We start from the raw sequence: 5,230 nt of genomic DNA on the forward strand, positions 1-5,230 counted from the left end.
GATGAAAGACGTCCCGCACCGCGGGCGAGAGGCGCGTGATGCGGCTGCCATGCTCCCGGCTGTAGTGGCGCATGAAGCGCTCGGTCAGCGCGAAGACGTCATCCCCTCTCTCTCGCAGGGGCGGGATGTTCAGCGCAATGACCTGCAGGCGGTAGTAGAGGTCTTCCCTGAAGTTGCCGGCGGTCACCTCACCCAGCAAGATTTTGTTGGTCGCAGCAATAAAGCGCAAATCGACCTCAATCGGGTGCACCCCGCCCACGCGGCGCATACGGCGTGTGTCCAGCAGGGTAAGGATCTTGGCCTGCATCACCGGATCGAGCTCGCGCACCTCGTCGAGGAAGAAAGTGCCGCCGCTGGCGGCCTCGATCAGGCCTTGCTTGCGTCCGATCGCGCCGGTGAACGCGCCCTTCTCATGGCCAAAGAGTTCCGACTCGAGCAAGCTGGAGGGGATGGCCGCGCAGTTGATGTCGACAAAGGGCGCCGCCGCGCGGGCGGAGCGTTCATGCAGCATCCGGGCCACCAGGCTCTTGCCAGTGCCGGTCTCGCCGTAAATGAGCACCGTGTGGGCCTTGCTGCGCGCCACCCGGTCGATCATCCGGTTCAGGGCGAGCATGGAGGGGTGCTCGCCAAAAAAAACGTCGGTGGCAGGGGGGGCCTTGCTTCTGCGCATTCGCCTAGGTTAACGCCAAACCCAACTCGGCTTTCCGCGGTGGAAGGCCCCCGTGGGCAGGGCCCTGCCGACCCCGCATGGCGTCACGCCTGCGGCGCCTGTCCCTTCAGCCGCGCCAGCGCCACCCGTGCCGCAGCCAGGTCCCATGCGGCGGTACCGACGCCTTTGAAAACCGCCGGGCGTGAGTGGTCATGGGGCTGGCGCAGCAATCGCCCCAGCGCCTGAATCCGGCTCCAGTCCACGCCAGCGGCCAGCAGGTCACCCGCTTCGTGTTGGGCGCCCACCGGGTCGTCGGCGTACAGGTCGCTGCCGTTCAAGGTGTTCGCGCCGATTTCTGCCATCTCAGGCTTGAAGGCTCCCACGCCCACCACGATGCGGCCCGGGCGAGGGGCTTCGTCGTAAACCGCTGCCTGGCTGGTGGTCAGGGTGATCACCACGTCCACCGCCTCGGGGATGGGGTCCATGCAGGCCGACACAAGTGGGTGGAGCGTGCGTGCCGCTTCGACGAAGGCCTCGGTGGTCTCCTGGCGCCGGCCTTCATCATTGAGGCGCCGCTGGCTTTCGCAGCGATTCAGCGAATATCCCCGCGGATCGCCCAACCCGGGCGCGTCGGCGTGCCGCATCAGCAGCACATGTTGGCCGGCTTTCAAACGGGAGGCCAACTCGCTGGCCCCCACACTCCCATGAAGGAGCGCAAGACCCAAGAGCCAGCATTGAATGAGCAGCTTCAGTGCGCGGGGCCGATCTAAAGAAACACCGCAGACACGAAAAAGCCCTACCGCTCGCAGCTAGCGTGCAGTCGGGCGATTAGTTGTGGTGGAGAGGAGGAGGATCGAACTCCCGACCTTCGCATTGCGAACGCGACGCTCTCCCAGCTGAGCTACCCCCCCACGAGTACTGAAATTCTAACCCAGTGAAATGAGCGCTTCCATTGCCTCACCGTAGTCACCGTTCAGAGGCAAAAACTGTAGTGGTTGAGGGTGGGGGAGGATGCTGGACTGTTCCCATTCAGCCGCAGCTCCCTGATGGCGGTGGTCCGCAGGCAGTAAAGCGTTCTGCGCTCACCCCTGCCACTGACTTTCAGGCCTGAGCGTTTGAGCGCCAGATCAAACTGCCGCCGCATCTGCACGATGGCGGAGTCCCGCACGGGCCATTCGGGAAAGAACACATGGTCGCTCGTACGAATGGGACCCACTGCCATGCGCCGTGCCAGCAGCCGTTCGTAAACAACCACTGCTTGGGGCATGATGGCCATCGGCAGGCTGTGCCGCTTGGTCTCTGGCTGGCTCAAGCGCAGGTAGAGGCCCCGCCTCACTCCGCGCTGATGTTTTTCGCGACAGCGATCTTCTTCCAGGCAGCAAAGTCCTCGCGGATGCGTGCTGCAACTTCCGCAGGCGGCAGTGCCACAGGCAGGGTGCCGTCGGCTTCGAGGAGGGCCTTCACTTCGGGTTGACGCGCCGCTTCGTTGATCTCGCGGTTCAGGCGCTGCACTAAGGCAGCCGGCGTCCCTGCCGGTGCAAACACGGCGACCCAAATCTCGGCCGAGAAGCCCGGGGCCAGGTTGCCCATGGGGGGCAGGTCGGGGAAGGACGGGCTGGCCGTGCGCGATGTCACTGCCAAAGGCCGCACGCGGCCCGCCTTGATTTGGGCCACGATAGATGAGTAGTTGGACACCATCATCTGGATCTGACCGGAGGCTAAGTCCAGCAGTGCGGGGGCGGCGCCTTTGTAAGGAACGTGCAGCATCTGGATCTTCGCCGCTTCGGCCAGCATCTCGCTGCTCATATGGGCGATGGAGCCCGGACCGGAGGTGCCGTACGAAATCGCACCCGGGTTGCTGCGCGCCGCCGCGACGAAGTCAGCAGGCGTCTTGATCGGCGTGGTGGCCGAGACAGCCAGAAGCATTGGTCCTTGGCCGATCAGGGCCAGCGGCGCGAAGGCCGTGTTCACATCAAACGGCGTGGTGCGCGGCATGGTGGCCGCCGAAGTGACCAGGGTGGAGGAAGTCAGCAGGAGGATCGACCCGTCCTTGGGCCCCTTGGCCACCGCGTCGGCGCCGATGGATCCTGCGGCGCCGGGCTTGTTATCGATGATGATGGTGGTGCCCAAGCGCTTGGCCAATCCCGGTGCGATGGCCCGTGCGTTCACGTCGTTGCTGCCGCGCGGGGCAAAAGGCACGACGAGCTTGATGGTTGCCGGAATGCGCTCAGCGTCGGTTTGTGCCCAGGCGGCAGTGCATAAAAGCGTTGCGAGCAGGACCTGGGTCAAGCGTGTGAAGGTTCGGTTCATGAGGGTCTCCTCTTTCTCATTCATGGGAAATCACGTGGGTGGGAATTGGATGCAGATCAGGGTATGGGCAGGTCCAGAAGCGGTGCGTACTGCTGCGCGCCGAAGATGTCACCGTCGCCGGCGCTGCCACTGGGCTGGAGGCGGTAAACGGTGAACTTGATCGCCAAGCCCGGGTCGTACTCGACAAAGTCGCTGATGCGCTCGGAAGGAATGGCATACAAGCGTGCCATGGCCTCGCGGGTGATCGCGCCAGAGCGCTTCACACGCTCATAGGACGCCTTATCACGAAAGATGATGTCGAAGGTGATCTTGTTCACCCCGGCGTTCTTGCTTCGGATCGTTTTGGCCAGTTGGTTCAGGGGGAGGGCAGCCATGGTGCGTGTCCTTTGCAAGTCGGTCAGGCGCCGACGGTGACGAGGTGGGTGTCGAACAATTCCATAGGGTCGGTCACCGCCAAGGTGTGGTTGAGGGTCCAGCGGTAGGCGGGGCTCGCGTGCAAGACTTCGTCCAGCGGAAAAGCCACGGAGCCGGCGGTGCCCTTCACGTCCGGGAGGCGGGCATAGAACATCTGGCGCAGGCCAATCATCGCGACCTCCTCGGCCATTTCAGCCGTCGGGGCCACGCCTTGCACGAACACGCAAAGTTCATGTCCGGGCTTGTCCTTGAGGGGCTCCAGGTCTCCCATCACGCCGTTGCGGCCATAGACGTTGTAGTGAAGTTGGTAGCCGCTGTCGCCAAAGCGTTGGCGCACCTGCTCGCGGGCCCAGCCGATCACCTGGTCTACATGGGCGACGGTGTAGGGGTCGCGAATGCCGCACAGGCCCACATAGCGCTCTCCGACCTTGCCCGCGCCTTCGAGCTTCACGCGAACCTGGGCGTCCGGGAGGAATCTCGAGCCGGTCACGCGCGTCGTTTTTTCGTCGAGCTGCTCGTAGTGGCAGTGGGTCATGTCGAGCTTGCCGCCGGCGAAGAATTCCTCGTAGGGGTTGGAGCGCTCATACATCGCGTGACCGGATACAGAGGCGACGGTGCATCGCTGGTCCGGGTGCATGGCCGTGACGCGCACATCGTTGGCGGTGATCTCGCCCATGACCGTCTCCTTGCCGCCGTAGGGCTCGGCGCAGAAGGAGGCGCATTCAAGCACTTTGCCCAAGTAGTAGGCCTGGTCGGCGGCGAAGCCATGGTGCAGGGCCGGCGCCGCGAAGATGGCGGCGTCCGAGCTGCGCCCGCCGATGATCACGTCGGCCCCTTGATGGAGGAGGGCGACATAGGGATGAACCCCCGCCATGGCGACGATGCGGTCGGTGGCGTCCAACTCTGATTCAGTCAGATCGGCATAGCCGTCAAGGCCCGCCACCTTCTGGCCCGCGCGCAGGGCCAGCCTGACTCGTTCGCGCGGCACTTCCGAATAAAAAGAGCCGAGCTTGAATGGCGCGAGGCCATGCTGGCGGGCAATGTCTTTGATCATTGCCAAGTACAAGTCGACACGGCTGTTAGAGCCGGTGTCGCCGGCAGAGCCGATCATCATGGGCACCCCCAGGCGGCGCGAGGCCAAGAGCATGTACTCCAGGTCTTGCCGCTGCCAGGCTTTAGGGCTGGTGGAGGTGTCTGCGCCCAGGGGCACTGGCCCGACGTCGTCGCTGCCGGAGTCGGCGGCAATGTAATCAGGGCGGGCGTTCAGGCCCAGTTGGAAGCTCTCGGGTCGAAGTGGCGCGAAGCCCAGGTGCCCGTTGGGGCAGATGATCTTGAGGGATTGCATGGCGGTCGATGTGGATAACCCAGATCCTTCCGCAATATTCAAGCCAGATCGTCCGCCCAGGAAAACGCTTTCCAGATCAAGGGCTTACAGGTGGATTTCCATTGGCCGCACCCGCTTGCTCGCATGTTTTGCGTGAAATGCACGCAAATTAGCGTGCATTTCACGCGCAGCTCAGGGCGAGGTGGGAGTGATCCCGAGCTTGCGCATTTGGTGGCGCAAGGCATGACGGCTCAGGCCCAGTGACTCGGCCGCCGGGGACAACTGCCCACTACAGCGATCCAGAGCCTGGCGGATCAGCGCACGCTGAAAATCAGCGGTTGCCGCTTCATAGCCCTGCTCCGCAGGCAAGGCGTGGGGCATCGGTGCGGCCACAGCCGCAGGCGACTGGCTGCGCGCAGTGGCCTCCTCCAGCTGGCGCAGGATGCGCCGGGGCAGGTGCTCCAGTTCTACCTGTGGGCCATCCTCCAGTAGGCAAATGCGCTCAATCAGGTTCTCGAGCTCGCGCACATTGC

Annotated in this window: 7 protein-coding genes and 1 tRNA gene; all 8 read right to left on the reverse strand. The window is 63.9% G+C overall.

Annotated elements, in window-relative coordinates; genetic code table 11:
- Positions 1-613: sigma 54-interacting transcriptional regulator (locus tag QE494_RS10040; protein WP_300042929.1), on the reverse strand; the 613-nt coding region annotated here is incomplete at its 3' end.
- A gap of 140 nt (positions 614-753) precedes the next feature.
- Positions 754-1,320: a hypothetical protein gene (locus QE494_RS10045; RefSeq protein ID WP_336619436.1), complete on the reverse strand. Its 567-nt coding sequence runs from the start codon at positions 1,318-1,320 to the stop codon at positions 754-756.
- A gap of 164 nt (positions 1,321-1,484) precedes the next feature.
- Positions 1,485-1,560 (reverse strand) — tRNA-Ala (locus QE494_RS10050).
- A 62-nt stretch (positions 1,561-1,622) separates the two neighbouring features.
- Positions 1,623-1,925 (reverse strand): hypothetical protein, encoded by a 303-nt coding sequence (locus QE494_RS10055; RefSeq protein ID WP_300042931.1) that lies wholly within the window; start codon positions 1,923-1,925, stop codon positions 1,623-1,625.
- 56 nt (positions 1,926-1,981) lie between these two features.
- Entirely contained in the window at positions 1,982-2,959 is a 978-nt protein-coding gene (locus QE494_RS10060) for a tripartite tricarboxylate transporter substrate binding protein (RefSeq protein ID WP_300042934.1), read from the reverse strand.
- A 56-nt stretch (positions 2,960-3,015) separates the two neighbouring features.
- Positions 3,016-3,333 (reverse strand): DUF4387 domain-containing protein, encoded by a 318-nt coding sequence (locus QE494_RS10065; RefSeq protein ID WP_300042936.1) that lies wholly within the window; start codon positions 3,331-3,333, stop codon positions 3,016-3,018.
- 23 nt (positions 3,334-3,356) lie between these two features.
- Positions 3,357-4,718, reverse strand: coding sequence for an acyclic terpene utilization AtuA family protein (locus QE494_RS10070; protein WP_300042938.1), 1,362 nt, complete (start codon positions 4,716-4,718; stop codon positions 3,357-3,359).
- A gap of 171 nt (positions 4,719-4,889) precedes the next feature.
- Positions 4,890-5,230: helix-turn-helix domain-containing protein (locus QE494_RS10075; RefSeq protein WP_300042941.1), on the reverse strand; the 341-nt coding region annotated here is incomplete at its 5' end.

It is taken from the genome of Ramlibacter sp. (assembly GCF_029866045.1).
GTDB lineage: Bacteria > Pseudomonadota > Gammaproteobacteria > Burkholderiales > Burkholderiaceae_C > Ramlibacter.